General features: G+C 67.9%; 12 protein-coding genes. 6 read left to right on the top strand and 6 right to left on the bottom strand.

The features are described from left to right. Positions 1 to 3: 3 nt before the first annotated feature. Both cobT and NU688_RS05715 read right to left on the bottom strand, forming a co-directional pair. Positions 4 to 1,044 carry a nicotinate-nucleotide--dimethylbenzimidazole phosphoribosyltransferase gene (cobT, locus tag NU688_RS05720; RefSeq protein WP_257859556.1) on the bottom strand — a complete coding sequence of 347 codons (1,041 nt, stop codon included), beginning with the start codon at positions 1,042 to 1,044 and terminating at the stop codon, positions 4 to 6. Further along, the gene (locus tag NU688_RS05715) at positions 1,041 to 2,507 is read right to left on the bottom strand and encodes a cobyric acid synthase (protein WP_257859555.1); all 1,467 of its coding nucleotides are present in this window, start codon (positions 2,505 to 2,507) and stop codon (positions 1,041 to 1,043) included. The genes cobT and NU688_RS05715 overlap by 4 nt, the downstream gene beginning before the upstream one ends. Positions 2,508 to 2,641: 134 nt before the next feature. Here NU688_RS05715 and NU688_RS05710 point away from each other — a divergent pair, with 134 nt between their 5' ends. Then, positions 2,642 to 2,905, top strand: a complete 264-nt coding sequence (locus NU688_RS05710) for a hypothetical protein (RefSeq protein WP_257859554.1) — start codon at positions 2,642 to 2,644, stop codon at positions 2,903 to 2,905. Here NU688_RS05710 and NU688_RS05705 read toward each other — a convergent pair. From NU688_RS05705 to NU688_RS05690, 4 genes are all read right to left on the bottom strand, one after another. Continuing rightward, on the bottom strand, positions 2,874 to 4,346 hold the full coding sequence (locus NU688_RS05705; RefSeq protein WP_257859553.1) for an efflux transporter outer membrane subunit: 1,473 nt from the start codon (positions 4,344 to 4,346) through the stop codon (positions 2,874 to 2,876). The two genes, NU688_RS05710 and NU688_RS05705, sit on opposite strands and share 32 nt — an antisense overlap. A 30-nt stretch (positions 4,347 to 4,376) precedes the next feature. Continuing rightward, on the bottom strand, positions 4,377 to 7,655 hold the full coding sequence (locus tag NU688_RS05700) for an efflux RND transporter permease subunit (protein ID WP_257859552.1): 3,279 nt from the start codon (positions 7,653 to 7,655) through the stop codon (positions 4,377 to 4,379). 53 nt (positions 7,656 to 7,708) lie between these two features. Further along, a complete protein-coding gene (locus NU688_RS05695) occupies positions 7,709 to 8,965 on the bottom strand; it encodes an efflux RND transporter periplasmic adaptor subunit (protein ID WP_257859551.1) in 1,257 nt (418 codons plus the stop codon). Positions 8,966 to 9,114: 149 nt separating this feature from the next. Further along, the gene (locus NU688_RS05690; protein WP_257859550.1) at positions 9,115 to 9,990 is read right to left on the bottom strand and encodes an alpha/beta hydrolase; all 876 of its coding nucleotides are present in this window, start codon (positions 9,988 to 9,990) and stop codon (positions 9,115 to 9,117) included. Positions 9,991 to 10,171: 181 nt separating this feature from the next. Here NU688_RS05690 and NU688_RS05685 point away from each other — a divergent pair, with 181 nt between their 5' ends. The 5 genes from NU688_RS05685 (at position 10,172) to NU688_RS05665 (ending at position 15,717) form a co-directional block, all read left to right on the top strand. Beyond that, positions 10,172 to 11,086 (top strand): LysR family transcriptional regulator, encoded by a 915-nt coding sequence (locus tag NU688_RS05685; RefSeq protein WP_257859549.1) that lies wholly within the window; start codon positions 10,172 to 10,174, stop codon positions 11,084 to 11,086. Next, the gene (locus tag NU688_RS05680; RefSeq protein ID WP_257859548.1) at positions 11,083 to 12,306 is read left to right on the top strand and encodes a LanC-like protein; all 1,224 of its coding nucleotides are present in this window, start codon (positions 11,083 to 11,085) and stop codon (positions 12,304 to 12,306) included. The genes NU688_RS05685 and NU688_RS05680 overlap by 4 nt, the downstream gene beginning before the upstream one ends. A gap of 147 nt (positions 12,307 to 12,453) precedes the next feature. Continuing rightward, positions 12,454 to 12,915, top strand: coding sequence for a (2Fe-2S)-binding protein (locus NU688_RS05675; protein ID WP_257859547.1), 462 nt, complete (start codon positions 12,454 to 12,456; stop codon positions 12,913 to 12,915). A 4-nt stretch (positions 12,916 to 12,919) separates the two neighbouring features. Continuing rightward, positions 12,920 to 15,088 carry a xanthine dehydrogenase family protein molybdopterin-binding subunit gene (locus NU688_RS05670; RefSeq protein WP_257859546.1) on the top strand — a complete coding sequence of 723 codons (2,169 nt, stop codon included), beginning with the start codon at positions 12,920 to 12,922 and terminating at the stop codon, positions 15,086 to 15,088. Next, on the top strand, positions 15,085 to 15,717 hold the full coding sequence (locus NU688_RS05665) for an Isoquinoline 1-oxidoreductase subunit (RefSeq protein ID WP_257859545.1): 633 nt from the start codon (positions 15,085 to 15,087) through the stop codon (positions 15,715 to 15,717). Before NU688_RS05670 ends, NU688_RS05665 begins: the two co-directional genes overlap by 4 nt. The last annotated feature ends 146 nt before the right edge of the window (positions 15,718 to 15,863 follow it).

Below are 15,863 nucleotides of genomic sequence, written 5' to 3'. Positions count from 1 at the left end.
GTCTCAGGCTTCCTTGCGCGACACGCCCGCCGCCTCGAAGCTCGCCATCTCGCGCAGGATGCGGCAAGCGGATTCGAGCAGCGGCCAGGCCAGCGCGCCGCCGGAGCCTTCGCCCAGGCGCAGGTCCAGGTTCAGCAAGGGCTCCAGGCCGAGGTGCTTCAGCAGCAGCGCATGGCCGGGCTCCGCCGAGCTGTGCGCGGCCACGCAGCGCTGCGTCACATGCGGCTGCAGCGCCTGTGCGACGAGCACCGCGGCGCTGGCGATGAAGCCATCGACCACGATCACGCGGCGCTCCTCTGCCGCCTGCAGCACGGCGCCGACCAGCGTGGCGACCTCGAAACCGCCGAACGCGGCCAGCGCGTCGAGCGGTTCCGTCGCCGCCGAATGCAGTGCAAGCACCTCGCGCAGCACATCCCGCTTGCGCGCGAGCCCCGCGGCATCGAGGCCAGTGCCCGCACCAGTGCAAGCGCCGATGTCCAGCCCCGCAAGCCGGGCCAGCAGCAGCGCCGCAGACGAGCTGTTGCCGATGCCCATCTCACCCAGCAACAAGGCATTGCCCGGCAGCGCGCGCACCACCTCGCGCCCGTTGGCAATGGCCTGCGCGCATTGCTCGGCGGTCATGGCCGGACCGGCCGACGCATCCGCCGTCCCGGCAGCAATCCGTCGCGACACCAGTCCCGAACGCGCCTGAAAGTCGCGCCGCACGCCGCAATCGACCACCGTCAGCGCAAGTCCGTGCTGCCGTGCCAGCACGCTGACCGCCGCGCCGCCGGCGAGGAAGTTCTCGACCATCTGCCAGGTCACATCGCTCGGAAACGCCGAGACGCCGCGCGCCGCCAAGCCATGGTCGCCCGCACAGACCAGCATCTGCGGCGCTTCGAGCGTTGGTGCTTCGCTGCCCAGGATCGCGCCGATCCGCAAGGCCAGCGTTTCGAGCCGGCCGAGCGCGCCGAGCGGCTTGGTCTTGTTGTCGATCGCGCTCTGCAGCCTCGCAGCCAGCGCGGCATCGGTGATATCGGAGATGGAGGGGATCGTGTCGTTCATGCGGGTTCAATCAGGCCGGCAAGAACGCCGGCGTCGAAATGGGTGTCGATGAAATCGGCCAGGCCGTCGAAGGTGCTGTCGAGGGTCGGCGCCGCGGCACCGAAGAGCGCATGCAGCACCGCCGCATCCTCGAAGAGCCCGTGAAGGTACAGCCCGAGCACATTGCCGCGCGCGTTCTGCCAGGCCAGCCCTTCGGGCATCACGGCGTGGCCGTCCTGCGCCATCTGCGGGTGGGCGGCAGTCTGGCCGTGATGGATCTCGTAGCCGGCCATCGGTACACCCGACAGCCTGGCCCAATCACCGGTCAGCGTGCCGAAGGCAGCTTTGCGATGGCGCACGGTCTTCTCGCGCTCGAACACCGTCACCAGCGGCAGCAGGCCGAGGCCGGGCGCATTGCCGTCGATGCCGTGCGGATCGACCAGCGCCTCGCCCAACATCTGCAGCCCGCCGCAGATGCCCAGCACCACGCCGCCCCGGGCGGCATGGGCGGCCACGGCGCTGTCCAACCCCTGCGCGCGCAGCCAGGCCAGGTCGCCGCTCGTGTGCTTGGAGCCGGGCAGCACGATCCAGTCGGCGCCGGCCACGTCGGCGGGTGTGCGCGCCCAGAGCAGGCGCACACCGGGCACGTTCTTGAGCGACTGGAATTCGTCGAGGTTGCTGATGCGCGGATAGGCGATGACAGCCACGGTGCGGGTCACGGTGCCGCTCGCCCGGCTGCGGTCGTCGAATACGCCGTCTTCCTCGGGCAGGCCGTGCTGCCACCACATCGGCAGCGTGGCAACCGTGGGCACGCCCGTCAACGCCTGCAGCTTCTCGGGCGCGGGCGACAGCAGCGAGGCGTCGCCGCGAAACTTGTTGAGCACGAAGCCGTGCAGCAGCGAACGATCAGCCTCGGGCAGCAGCGCCCAGGTGCCGTAAAGGTGGGCGAAGGCGCCGCCCCGGTCGATGTCGGTCGCGAGCAGGCAGCGGGCCTCGGCGTACCGGGCGACGCGCAGGTTGACGATGTCGCTGGCCATCAGGTTGATCTCGGCCGGCGAGCCGGCGCCTTCGATCACGACCACATCGTTTTCGGCGCGCAGCTCATCGAGCGCCTCTGCGATCTGCGGCCAAACACGTTCGCTGCGCCCGCGCCAGGGCAAGGCAGAAAGCGCCTCGCTCACCTGCCCCATCAAAACGACCTGGCTGTGGGTGTCGCGCTCGGGCTTGAGCAGCAGCGGGTTCATGCGCACATCGGGCACCGCATTCGCGGCCAGGGCCTGGAAATACTGGGCGCTGCCGATCTCGCCACCATCGACCACGCGGGCGTTGTTGCTCATGTTCTGCGCCTTGAAGGGCGCCACCTTGAGCCCCTGCCGCGCATACCAGCGGCACAGCGCCGTGGCCAGCCAGCTCTTGCCGGCTCCGCTGGTGGTGCCCAGGACCATGACGCAGCGCGCCGGCCTGCTTTTCGCCGTTGAACTCATGGGCCGGATTGTCGTTGAGCGCCGGCGCGCCCCGAGTCGGGCAGCTGAAATGCGGCATCTTTCACGCAGGCAGCCGGAGATGCGGTTGCGTTTTGAATCCGGGGTCGGCGCTTATCCGTATACAAGACATCTCAATGCCTTGCGATCACGGACCCATGCCTGCCCTCAACGACCTGGCGCTCACCGTCGAGGAACGCGAGCCGGGCCAGTTCTACTGGACCCTGCTCGAAGCCCTCGACAACAGCGGCCATTCAGACATTCACGACACCCGCGACACCCTCGATTACCGGGTGTTCCGCTCGGCCGCCAGGCCGCAGGCCAGCTACTCCAACGCCCTGGCCCTGGGCGTCGCGGAGCTCCAGAAGATCAGCGCGTCGCCACCTTCTGCGTCGGCGTAGCCGAAGCGGTTGCCGCCGGCACTTCCCACGTGCCGCCGATCGCGCGGATCAGGCCCACGGCGGCCTGGTACTGCGCCGACTTCACCTGCAGCGCCTGGCGCCGGTTGCGCAGTTCGCTGCGGCGCGCGTCGAGCAGGTCGAGCTGGCTGATGTAGCCGTTGCGATAGCGCGTGTCCGACAGGCTCGTCGCCCGCTGGGCCGACGACACCGCCTTGGCCTGCACCACCGACTGCTCCTGCAGGATGCGGATCGCGGCCAGCTGGTCTTCGACCTCCTGGAACGCCACCAGCACCTGCGTGCGGTAGCTGGCGAGCGCGCCGTCGAGCTGGGCGTTGGCGCCCTGCACGCCGGCCTCGCGGCGGCCGCCGTCGAAGATCGGCAGCGACAGCAGCGCGCCCACGCCCCATGAACGGGCCGACCACTTGAAGAGGTCGCCGATCTCGGGCGAGGCGTAGCCGGCGGCGCCGGTCAGCGAGATGTCCGGGAACCACGCGGCCTGCGCCACGCCAACGCGGGCCTGCGCGGCCAGCACCGCGTTCTGCGCGGCCGACACGTCGGGGCGGCGCGTGAGCACCGTGCCCGGCACGCCGGGTGGAATGGCCGGCAGCGCGGTCGCCCATTCGTCGTTGCGCACACCGAAGCTGGAGGCCGAATCGCCCACCAGCACCGCGAGCGCATGCTCGACCTGGGCGCGTTGGCGGTCGAGCGCCAGCGCGTCGGATTCGGTGGACGAGACCTCGGTCTGCACCCGCGCCACGTCGAGTTCGGCGATGTCGCCGGCGGCCTGGCGGCGCTGCGTGAGGCGCAGCGTGTCGCTGTAGGCCTCGACCGTCTCGCGCATCAGTGCGCGTTCGGCATCGAGCGCGCGCAGTTGCAGGTAGGTCTGCGCCACTTCGGCCTGCACCGCGAGGCGCGTGCTCTGCAGCAAGGCTTCGCGGCCGACCGCGTCGAGCTTGGCCGCGTTGCTGGCGCCCGAGAGGCGGCCGAACAGGTCGACCTCATAAGAGAACGTGGCGCCGATGTTGGTCATCGTGCCGGGCGTGACGCTGGCTGAGGCCTTGTCCAGGCCCGCGCCGCGGTTGGCACCGGCGCCGAGGCCGATCTGCGGCAGCCGGTCGGCGTTGGCGCTGCGCGCCAGCGCGCGGGCCTCGGCCAGCCGCGCTGCTGCGGCCTGGATGTTGTTGTTGTTGACGTCGGCCTTTTCGACCAGCGCATTGAGCACCGGGTCGTTGAACGCCAGCCACCAGGCGCCGCGCGCCTGCGCTTCGGAAGGCAGCGCCTTCGTGAAGCCGGCGGGCGGCGTGGCGCCCTGCTCCTTGAACTGCGCCGTGGTCTGGATCTCCGGCACGCCGGAGGGCACGGTGGCGCAGCCGGCCAGCGCCAGGGCCGCCACCAGCGGCAGCAAGGCGCCGCGGACCAAAGGTTGGAATGCGAATTTCATGATGAACTTTCTTCTTGATCGGCTATGCGATCAGTCATGCGACTCGTGCGAGGGACGCGGCGAGGCCGGCACCGGGTGCAGTCCGCCACCGCCCGAACCACCGTGCGAGGCCGGAGCGGCCGGATGGCCCGCCGAGACGAACTCCTCGCCATGCGGCACTTCGCCATGCAGCTTGAGCGGCCGGTTGCCCGCCAGGCGGCGCAGCAGCACATAGAACACCGGCGTCAGGAACAGGCCGAAGGCCGTCACGCCGATCATTCCGGCGAATACCGCCACGCCCATCGCCTTGCGCATTTCCGAGCCCGCGCCGGTCGAGAGCACGAGGGGCAGCACACCCATCACGAAGGCCAGCGAGGTCATCAGGATCGGGCGCAGGCGCAGGCGGCTCGCTTCGATCGCGGCCTGGATGGGCGTGCGTCCGGCGAACTCCAGCTCCCGTGCGAACTCCACGATCAGAATCGCGTTCTTCGCACTCAGCCCCACCAGCACGATCAGCCCGATCTGCGTGAAGACGTTGTTGTCACCCCCCGATATCCATACGCCCGCCATCGCGGCCATGATGCCCATCGGCACGATCAGGATGATCGCGATCGGCAGCGTCAGGCTCTCGTACTGGGCAGCCAGCACCAGGAACACCAGCAGGATGGCCAGCGGGAACACCAGGAAGGCGGAGTTGCCGGCCAGGATTTCCTGGTAGGTCAGCTCGGTCCACTCGAAGCTCACGCCCTTGGGCAGCGTCTCGGCCGCGATCTTGGTGATCGCGTCCTGCGCCTGGCCCGACGAGTAGCCGGGCGCCGGGCCGCCGTTGATGTCGGCCGCAAGGTAGCCGTTGTAGCGCATGGCGCGTTCCGGGCCGAAGGTCGAATTGACCTTCATCAGCGCAGCCAGCGGCACCATCTCACCCGAGGTCGAGCGCACCTTCAGGAGGCCCACGTCTTCGGCACGGGCGCGGTAAGGCGCATCGGCCTGGACGCGCACGGAGTACGTGCGGCCGAACTTGTTGAAGTCGTTGGCGTACAGGCTACCCAGGTAGATCTGCATCGTGTCGAAGATGTCCGTCACCGGCACGCCGAGCTGGCGAGCCTTGGTGCGGTCGATGTCGGCATAGAGCTGCGGCACGTTGACCTGCCAGCTCGTGAACATGCCGGTCAGTTCGGGCGTGGCGTACGCCTTGGCCATGAAGGCCTTCACGGCGACGTCCATCTGGTCGTAGCCGACCGAGGCGCGGTCTTCGATCTGCAGCTTGAAGCCACCCGTGGTGCCCAGGCCCGCCACCGGTGGCGGCGGGAACATCACGATGAACGCGTCCTGGATGCTGGCGAAGGCACCGTTGAGCTGCCCGGCCACCGCACCACCGCTCTGGTCGGCGCGCTTGCGCTGGTCGAAGGGCTTGAGCGTGGCGAACACGATGCCCGAGTTCGAGCTGTTGGTGAAGCCGTTGATCGACAGGCCCGGGAAGGCGATGGCGTCTTCCACGTTCGGGTTCTTCTTCATGATGTCGCCCATGCGGGTGATCACCTCTTCCGTGCGGTCCAGCGTGGCGCCGTCGGGCAGTTGGGCAAAACCGATCAGGTATTGCTTGTCCTGCGCCGGCACGAAGCCGCCGGGCACCGCCTTGAAGAGGCCGAAGGTCACGGCGATCAGCGCGACGTAGATCGCCAGCATCAGCGCCTTGCGCGAGATGACGTTCTTCACGCCGCCGCTGTAGGCCTCCGAACCGCGATGGAACAGCTTGTTGAAGCCGCGGAAAAGCCAGCCGAAGGCCTTGTCCATGCCGCGCGTCAGCGCGTCCTTGGGTTGGTCGTGGCCGCGCAGCAGCAGTGCGGCGAGCGCGGGCGACAGCGTCAGCGAGTTGATGGCCGAGATCACCGTCGAGATCGCGATGGTCACCGCGAACTGGCGATAGAACTGACCCGTCAGGCCGCTGATGAAGGCGAGCGGAACGAACACGGCCACCAGCACCAGCGCGATCGCGATGATGGGCCCGGACACTTCGCGCATCGCCCTGTAGGTCGCCTCACGCGGCGTGAGCCCGGCCTCGATGTTCCGCTCGACGTTCTCCACCACCACGATGGCGTCGTCCACCACGATGCCGATCGCCAGCACCAGCCCGAAAAGACTCAGCGCATTGATCGAGAAACCGAGGATGTGCAGCACCGCGAAGGTACCGATCACCGACACCGGCACGGCCAGCAGCGGAATGATCGACGCGCGCCACGTCTGCAGGAACAAGATGACCACGAGCACCACCAGCATGATGGCTTCGAGCAGCGTGTGGATCACCGATTCGATGGACGCACGCACGAACTGCGTCGGGTCGTAGGCGATGCGGTATTCCAGGCCCTCGGGCATGTTCTTGTTGAGCTCGGTCATCGTCTTGCGAACGTTGGACGAGATGTCGAGCGCGTTGGAGCCCGGTGCCTGGAACACGCCCATGCCGACGGCCGGGTCGTTGTTCAGCAGCGAACGCAGCGAGTAGTCGGCGGCGCCCATTTCGAGGCGGCCGATGTCGCGCAGGCGGGTCACGGCGCCGTCGGTGCCGCTCTTGACGATGATGTCGCCGAATTCCTCTTCGCTCTGCAGGCGCCCTTGCGCATTGATCGAGAGCTGCATGTCCACGCCCGAGAGGCCCGGCGATGCGCCGACCACGCCGGCCGCGGCCTGCACGTTCTGGCCGCGGATCGCAGCCACCACGTCGCTTGCCGAGAGGCCACGCTGCGCGACCTTCTGCGGGTCGAGCCAGACGCGCATCGAGTAATCGCCGCCGCCGAAAATCTGCACCTGGCCCACGCCTTCGATGCGCGCGAGCGGGTCCTTGACGTTCAGCACCGCGTAGTTGCGCAGGTAGTTGATGTCGTAGCGGTTGTTCGGCGAGACGAGGTGAACCACCATCGTCAGGTCAGGCGCGCTCTTGACGGTCGTGATACCGAGACGGCGCACTTCCTCGGGCAGGCGCGGCTCGGCTTGCGAGACGCGGTTCTGCACAAGCTGCTGTGCCTTGTCGGGATCGGTGCCGAGGCGGAAGGTGACGGTGAGCGTGAGCACGCCGTCGGTGGTTGCCTGGCTGCCCATGTAGAGCATGCCTTCGACGCCGTTGATCTGCTCTTCGAGCGGGGTCGCAACGGTTTCGGCGATCACCTTCGGGTTCGCACCCGGGTACTGGGCGCGCACCACCACCGAAGGCGGCGCGACTTCCGGGTACTCCGAGATCGGCAGCCCGCGCAGCGCGATCAGGCCGGCTATCAGCATCAATAGCGACAGCACGCCGGCAAAGATCGGCCGGTCGATGAAGAATTTAGAGAGATTCATGTTGGTTCTCCGGCGGACGCAAAAGCGTCCCCTCCGAGTTCATCGAATTCGATTCAGGACTTCGCGGCCTCGGCCACGCGTTCCGGTTGTTGTTGCTTGGCGGCGTCGGCCTTGGCGTCCATCGTCACGTTCTGCGGCGCCAGCAGGGCACCCGGGCGGATGTGCTGCAGGCCGTTGACCACGACGCGATCGCCGACCTTCAGGCCCTTGCTCACGACGCGCAGGCCGTTGATGGAAGCGCCGAGCGCCACTTCGCGATAGACCGCCTTGTTGTCTTCACCCACGACCATCACGAACTTCTTGTTCTGGTCGGTGCCGATGGCGCGTTCGCTCACCAGCAGCGCCGTGTCGTTGCGGGCCTGGCCCATGCGGATGCGGGCGAACTGGCCGGGGATGAGCGCGCCGTCCTTGTTGTCGAACGAGGCGCGCACACGCACGGTGCCGCTGCGGGCGTCGACCTGGTTGTCGATCAGCTGCAGCTTGCCGGTGAAGGGCGTGCCGTCGAGGCCCGCGGTGCCCATCTGTACGGGGATCGTGTCGATCTGGCCGCGTGCGCCGGCGCTGGCCGGCAGGTCCTTCAGGGCGCGGGTGATGACTTGCTCGTCGGCATCGAAGCTCGCGTAGATCGGGCTCACCGACACCAGCGTGGTCAGCACCGGTGCGCCGGGGCCCGCGGCGACGAGGTTGCCCACCGTCACTTCGAGCTTGCCGATGCGGCCGGACACCGGTGCCCGCACCTGGGTGTAGCCCAGGCTCAGGCGTGCGGTCTGCAGCGAGGCCTGCGCGGCGCGCAGGTTGGCTTCGGCTTCGCGGCCGGCGTTCACGCGCTCGTCGAGCTCGCGCTGCGCGATGGCTTGTTCATCCCACAGGCGCTTGGCGCGTTCCTGCTCGCTGCGGCTGAACGCCTGGCGGGCTTGCGCCGAGGCGACCTGCGCTTCGGCACGCTCCACCTCGGCGGCATACGGTGCCGGGTCGATGGTGATCAGCAGTTCGCCCTGCTTGACCAACGCGCCTTCGCGAAAGTGCACCGACTGCACGGCGCCCGCCACGCGGGATCGCACGTCGACGCGCTCGACCGCTTCGAGGCGGCCGGAGAACTCGTCCCACGCATTGATCTCGCTCGACGCGACGGTCGCGACCGACACCGGGGTGCCCTGTTGCGCCGCGACCGGTGCCGTGGCCTCGGCCTTGAAGCTGTACATACCCACCACCGCGGCGGCCACCGCCAGCAGTGCGGTCAGGCCGGTCACGGCGGGCCACAGGCCCTTGCGGGCGGCGGAAGAGAGCTTTTGTTGATCGTTGTTCGACATGATGTTTCGTCCTTCTCGATGACTTTTGGGATGCAACAGGCCACCCCGGTGCTTTTGGCACCGGGAGGCGGATTCAGGGAAAAGAGGGGCCGTTCGCCCGCCTCAGGGGAGGCGGCGGCTGTCAGTGGGTGGTTCTGACTCTTGCGGGTCTAGCTGGGCTCGGGCGCCGCGGGAGGCGTCGCCGTCGCACTGAAGAACTCGCGAAAGTGCTGCTGCACATTGGCCGCGCAGTCCCGACAACCCTCGCTTTCAGGGTCGTACAGCGCCTTGGGCCAATTCGCCGCACCGGGCAGCACGCTGCTCGTGACCTCGATGCCGGCCGCGCGCAAACGGCCTGCGAAGGTCATGGCTTCGTCGCGCATCGCGTCGTCCTGTCCCACCAGCACCAGCGCGGGTGCCAAGGCAGAGAGGCGCAGCGATCCGCTCGGCACCGCATAGGGGTGCGTCGCGTTCGAGGGGCAGCTCAGGTACTTTTCCCAGCCGCTGGCCCAGCGGCATTCGGGGGCATCGTTGGTGGCCTTGCGCAGCGACGCGGTGCCTGCGCACGGATCGAGCATCGGCGACAGCAGTATCTGGCCCGCCAGCGGCGGATGCGCCCGGTCACGGGCGATCAGCGCGACCGCCGCGGCCAGGTTGCCACCGGCTTCTTCGCCGGCCAGATAAACCAGCGCACCCTTGCCGCCCAGCTTGGTGCGTTGCTTGTAGAGCCATTCGAGGGCGGCATAGCCGACCTCGATAGGCTCCGGGAACGGCACCAGCGGATAGGCCAGCGAGACCACCACCGCACCCGAGCCGGCCAGCAGCCGGCCCACGTTGCGCCCGTTGTCCAGGCCGCCGCACACAAAAGTGCCGCCATGGAAATGCAGCACCAGCGGCGCCGTGTCGCTCTTGGCGCGCTGTCCGTAGACACGGGCGGCCACCGGTTCGCGACCGGGCAGTTCGATCAGCAGATCGGCTTCCACGCCTTGCACCGCAGCAGCAGCGGCGGCAGCTTCGGCAGAACGGGACGATGGAACGGGTGACATGGGCGACCTCAGGGGGATGGGCGATGGTTGAAATATAAGGCGCTCTGTGTGACATGAAACAGGCAACCTGACCCCACTCTGTTTCCAAACGGCTAACAATCCGTATGCCTCGGGGGGTTGAACGCCTTGTGTGAGAATCCGCTCCCCCCGGCATTGGCCGGGCCCCCAGAACAGGCATTCAATGGATCAGATCCAGGCAATGCGGATCTTTGTCCGCGTGGTGGAAGCCGGCACTTTTACCCGGGCGGCGGATTCGCTCGCCCTGCCCAAAGGCACGGTCACCAAACAGATTCAGGCGCTGGAAGCGCGCCTGCGCGTCAAGCTGCTCAACCGCACCACGCGCCGGGTCACGGTCACGCCCGATGGTGCGGCCTACTTCGAACGCGCTGCCCGCCTGCTGAACGACTTCGACGACATGGAGGCCAGCATGACCAATGCGCAGGCCAGCCCGACGGGGCGCCTGCGCATCGACATCGGCACCTCCGTGGCAAGGCTCATCATCCTGCCCGCGCTGGCCAGCTTCTGTGACCGCTACCCCGATATCCAGGTCGACCTGGGGGTGAGCGACCGCGCGATCGACCTGATCAGCGACAACGTCGACTGCGTGATCCGCGCCGGCGAACTCAGCGACCAGTCGCTGGTGGCCCGACGCATCGGCACGCTGCATTTCGTGACGGTGGCCTCCCCCGCGTACATCAAGCGCTATGGCGCACCGCAGCATCCGAACGACATCGACAAGCGCCACACCGTGGTGAGCTATTTCTCGGGCACGACACGGCGCGTCTACCCGCACGAGTTCCAGAAGGGCGACGAGCGCATCGAGCTGAACGGCCACTACCGCGTGTCGGTCAACGAGAGCAACGCCCACATCACGGCGGTGCTCGGCGGCTTCGGCATCTCGCAGTGCATCACCTTCATGGCGGAGCCGCACCTGGAAAGCGGCGAGCTGATCGAGGTGCTGGCCGACTGGAGCCGCGATCCGCTGCCGATCCATGTGGTGTATCCGCCGAATCGCCACCTGAGCGCCAAGGTGCGGGCTTTCGTCGACTGGGCGGCCGAACTGTTCGCCAAGAACCCAAGGCTGCAACGGCGATGAGCGAAGGGGGTCGGCAGCTCTTTTCCGAAGACCGCCATGAACCGCTGAACGCGCCGGCATGGGACGAAGAGCGCGCCCGCAGCGCCATCGAGCGCATCGTGCGCGAGACCGAGGCGGCGTTCTCGCCGACGGGCATGTGGCCCATGCATCCCCAGGACGACAAAGATCCTGCGCCGCAGTACCTGCTCTACTTCGGCGCGAGCGGCGTGATCTGGGCCCTGCACTACCTGCAGGCACTCGGCGCAGCGAAGCTGTCGCGCGACTACGCCCCGTTCGTCGAGCCGCTGCTCGCGCTCAACAGAAAAGCCATGGGCCGCGAGGACAACCCCGCATTCGCGGCCTACCTGATGGGCGACACCCCGATCCAGTTGCTCCGCTACGGGTTCGCGCCGTCCGAGGCGGTCGCCGCCGAACTGGCCCGGCTCGTCGGCGCCAACATCGACGATCCCACACGCGAACTCATGTGGGGTGCGCCCGGCACCCTGCTGGCCGCGTTGTTCATGCACGAGCGCACCGGCGAGGCGCGCTGGCAGCAGCTTTACCGAACCACGGCGCGCAAGCTCTGGTCGCAGCTCGAATGGTCCGAAGAATTCGGCTGCCACCACTGGACGCAGGATCTCTATGGCAGGCGCGTGACATACCTCGATGCGGTGCATGGCTTTGTCGCCACCGCGGTGCCGCTGATCCGCGGCCGTCACCTGCTCGACACGGCCGAATGGCAGGGCTGGCAGGACTGCATCGCCAACACCGTGCGGCAGACGGCCGACCGCGAAGGCCCGATGGTCAACTGGCGCCCCTTCCTCACCATCCAGCCCACGCCCGACCGGCCCAAGTACGTGCAGATGTGCCACGGCGCGCCCGGCTTCGTGATCTGCCTGGCGGACTTCCCCACCGACACGCTCGACGACCTGCTGCTCGGCGCCGGCGAAACCACCTGGCGCGCCGGCCCGCTGCGCAAGGGCTCCAACCTGTGCCATGGCACGGGCGGCAACGGCTACACCTTTCTCAAGCTGCACCGCCGTTTCAACGATCCGATGTGGCTGGAACGCGCCCGCGCTTTCGCCATGCACGGCATCGCGCAGACCGAGGCCGACTTCGCCACCTACGGCCAGTTGCGCCATTCGCTCTGGACCGGCGACCCGGGCTTTGCGATCTACCTGTGGGACTGCATCCACGGCGGCGACCGCTTTCCGACGCTCGACGTTTTCTTCGCCGGCTGAATCCGGTTTTCGCGCCCGCCGCCGCTTGCATCGGCGATCCGGAACAGGTACACCGGACAGGCCACCGATGCCACGGAGCGAAAGACCCGCCGCGCATCGGCGCAGGTAGTTCTTTCTCTTTATCTAGCCACCCAACGAAGGGGAGCCATGATTCATCAGATCCAAGTGAACGGAAAGACGCGGCGCGTCGACGTGGACGACGACACGCCGCTGCTCTGGGTCCTGCGCGACCACCTCCAGTTGACCGGCACCAAGTTCGGCTGCGGCGTAGCCCAGTGCGGCGCCTGCACCGTGCACATCGACGGACAGCCGCTGCGCTCCTGCTCGATGCCTGTCTCCGCAGTCGGCAAGCGCACCATCACCACCATCGAGGGCGCGACCAGCCGCGAGGCCAAGGCGGTGCAGGCTGCCTGGATCGCGCGCGACGTGCCCCAGTGCGGCTACTGTCAGTCGGGCCAGATCATGAGCGCGGTCGCGCTGCTCAAAGAAGTGAAGAAGCCCACCGACCGCGACATCGATCTCGCGATGAACGGCAACCTCTGCCGATGTGCGACCTATGTGCGCATCCGCGCGGCCATCCATGACGCGGCGCGCGCGCTGCAAGGGTGATGCGATGACCACAACGACAGGCACCCTCTCCCGCCGCACGCTGCTGCAGGCCACCACCGGCCTGCTGATCGGTGTCTACCTGACGCCCGCCACCCGCGCCGCGCAAGCCACCGCTGCCAAAGGCAAGGTCGCACTCGCGCCGAACGCCTTCGTGCGCGTGTCCACCGACAACACCGTCACCGTGCTCGTGAAGCACATCGAATTCGGCCAGGGGCCGATGACCGGCCTCACCACGTTGGTGGCCGAGGAGATGGACGCCGACTGGTCCCAGATGCGCGCCGAGCACGCCCCCGCCGACGCCAAGCTCTACAACAACCTCAGCTTCGGCCCACTGCAGGGCACGGGTGGTTCGAGCGCGGTGGCCAATTCGTACGAGCAGATGCGCAAGGCCGGCGCGGTCGCGCGCGCGATGCTGGTACAGGCGGCCGCCAACGCGTGGAAGGTGCCCGCCTCCGACATCGCGGTGGAACGCGGCGTGCTGCGCCATGTCGCCTCGCGCCGGCAAGGCCGCTTCGGCCAGTTCGCAGTCGCCGCGTCGAAGCTGCCCGTGCCGCCGGACGCGCCGTTGAAAGATCCGTCGTCCTTCCGCCTCATCGGCCGCGAAGGCGTGGTGAAGAAGCTCGACGTGCCCGGCAAGACCAACGGCACCGCGCAGTTCGGGATGGACATCCACGAGCCCGGCATGCTCACCGTTCTGGTCGCGCGGGCGCCGCGCTTCGGCGGCAAGGTCACGTCATTCGATGCGACCGCCACGCGCGCGGTCAACGGCGTGGTCGAGGTGAAGCAGATCTCCGCCGGCATCGCCGTCTACGCGAAGGACACCTGGTCGGCCATCAAGGGCCGCGAGAAGCTGAAGGTCGTGTGGGACGACGCGGCCGCCGAGAAGCGCAGCAGCGCGCAGATCGTGGAGGACTACCGCCAGCTCGCGCGCTCCCCCGGCACCGTGGCCGCGAGCCAGGGCGACGTCGCGGCCAAGGTGGCCGGCGAGCGCGTGGTGGAGACCGAGTACGTCTTTCCCTACCTCGCCCACGGCCCGATGGAGCCGCTCAACGGCTTTCTCGTGTGGGACGGCCAGCGCGTGAAGGCGCGCTACGGCAGCCAGATCCAGACGCTCGACCAGATGCAGATCGCCAAGGTCTTCGGCATCAAGCCCGAAGACGTCGAAATCCAGACCATGCTCGCGGGCGGCAGCTTCGGGCGGCGCATCGACCTGGGCCACGACATGATCCTGGACCTGGCCGAAGCGGCCAAGGCGCTCGGCCCCAACAAGCCGGTGAAGATCGTCTGGACGCGCGAGGACGACATCACCGGCGGCTTCTACCGCCCCGCCTTCGTGCACCGCCTGCGCGGCGTGCTGCGCGACGGCAAGGTGGCCTCGTGGAGCAACACCATCGTGGGCCAGTCGTTCATCATCGGCACCGCCTTCGAGGGGCTCATGAAGGACGGCATCGACGGCACCATGGTCGAGGGCGCGAAGATCATTCCCTACGACATTCCCAACTTCCGCTGCGATGCGCACATCGCCAAGGGCAGCGTGCCGGTGACCTCGTGGCGCTCGGTGGGCAGCACGCACACGGCCTACGCGACCGAGTGCTTCATCGACCAGTTGCTCGAAACCGCCGGGCTCGACCCGGTCGACGGGCGGCTCTCGCTCATGGGCAAGTCGGCGCGCCACGCGGGCGTGCTGAAGGCCGTAGCGGAAATGGCCAAGTGGTCGTCGGGCACCCAGCCCGAACGCGGGCGTGCGCGCGGCGTGGCAGTGGCCGAATCCTTCGGCACCTACGTCGCGGAAATCGCCGAGGTGTCGATGAACGAGAACGGCGAGCCGCGCGTGCACAAGGTGTGGTGTGCGGTGGACTGCGGCACTGTCGTCAACCCCGACATCGTGCGCGCGCAGATGGAAGGCGGCATCGGTTTCGGGCTCGGCCACATCCTCTATGCGCAGGTGAGCCTGGACGAAGGGCGGCCGGTGCAGCGCAACTTCAACACCTACCGGTCGCTGCGCATCCAGGAGATGCCCGAGATCGAGGTGAAGATCATCGATTCGAAGGAGAAGCCCACAGGCGTCGGCGAACCCGGCGTGCCGCCCATCGGACCCGCGGTGGCGAACGCGCTCGCGCGGCTCGGGAAACCAAGGCCTTCGCAGTTGCCGATGGTCAGGGGGGACGCATGATGAAGCGCCTCTCCCTTTCGATGCCGGCGCTGCTCGGCGCCGCCCTGCTCTCGCTGGTTTTCACGGGCAATGCCCTGGCACAGCTCGCTCCGCCGACCAACCCCACCACACTCAAGCCCGCATCGGAGTTCGACCGCATCGAGAACAAGCAGGACCGCGCGGCCGCTCTCTTCATCGAGGCCGGCAAGGTCATCAACAGCCCGCGCTGCCAGAACTGCCACCCCGGCGGCGAACGCCCCACGCAGACCAATGCGATGAACCCGCACCAGCCCTGGGTGATACGCGGCGCCGACGGCTTCGGCGCGCCGGGCATGCGCTGCGCCACTTGCCACCAGGCCGCCAACTTCGAAAGCTCGGGCGTGCCGGGCCATCCGAAGTGGCACCTGGCACCGGCCTCGATGGCATGGCAGGGCAAGTCGCTCGCGCAGATTTGCGAACAGATCAAGGACAAGTCGCGCAACGACAACATGGACCTCGCCGCGCTGGTGAAGCACATGTCCGAAGACACACTGGTCGGATGGGCCTGGAAGCCGGGTGCGAACCGCACGCCGGCGCCGGGGACGCAAGTGCAGTTCGGGGCGTTGATTCGTGCGTGGGCGGAGGCTGGGGCGTATTGCCCGAAGTCCTGAGCATTCGGGGCAGGGGCGGCGATCACGCCGACGGTGGGCCCTGTTTCGCGAATGTCCCCCGGCTTCGCCTCCTCCTTGATTTCGCGAAACAGGGCCCACCGCCAGCGTGATCTTTCAGAGCACTGGTTGATCGGCCCGCACCAGCA

The organism is Variovorax sp. ZS18.2.2 (assembly GCF_024701975.1).
Classification (GTDB): domain Bacteria; phylum Pseudomonadota; class Gammaproteobacteria; order Burkholderiales; family Burkholderiaceae_C; genus Variovorax.
Note: the sequence above shows the minus strand (reverse complement) of the source record. Positions and strands in the feature narration are given on the sequence as shown.